This window comes from Myxococcus llanfairpwllgwyngyllgogerychwyrndrobwllllantysiliogogogochensis, assembly GCF_006636215.1.
Lineage (GTDB): Bacteria > Myxococcota > Myxococcia > Myxococcales > Myxococcaceae > Myxococcus > Myxococcus llanfairpwllgwyngyllgogerychwyrndrobwllllantysiliogogogochensis.
Map to the genome: position 1 here is coordinate 1 of NZ_VIFM01000772.1, position 444 is coordinate 444.

General features: G+C 70.5%; 1 protein-coding gene. It reads left to right on the top strand.

Annotated elements, in window-relative coordinates:
* Window positions 1-100 precede the first annotated feature (100 nt).
* On the top strand, window positions 101-444 hold a 344-nt coding region (locus tag FJV41_RS57405), incomplete at its 3' end, for an ATP-binding cassette domain-containing protein (protein WP_141649623.1).

A 444-nucleotide genomic window follows, 5' to 3' on the forward strand; every position in this document is an offset into this window, starting at 1 on the left:
GGTGGATTTCGATCTTCACCTTCACCGTGCTGGCGGGCACCCTGCTGCTGCTCACTTTCATGGGCGATGCGCTGCGCGACGCCCTCGACCCGCGGAAACAATGAGTACCCCATCTCCTTCTCCGTCGGCCACCGCGCCGCTGCTGCGCGTCGAGGGCCTGCACGTGCGCTTCGGCGACAAGGCGGTGGTGCAGGGCGTGGGTTTCGACATCGGGGCCGGCGAGAAGCTGGCGCTGGTGGGCGAATCCGGGTCGGGCAAGACCATCACGGCGCTGTCGCTGCTGCGGCTGGTGCCGGACGCTCACGTCACGGGCCGCGCGCTGCTGCAGGGTCGCGACGGCGCACCCGCGCAGGATCTGCTGGCGCTGCCGGAGCAGGCGATGCGCGGCCTGCGCGGCGGCGACATCGCGATGATCTTCCAGGAGCCGCTCTCGGCGCTCAACCC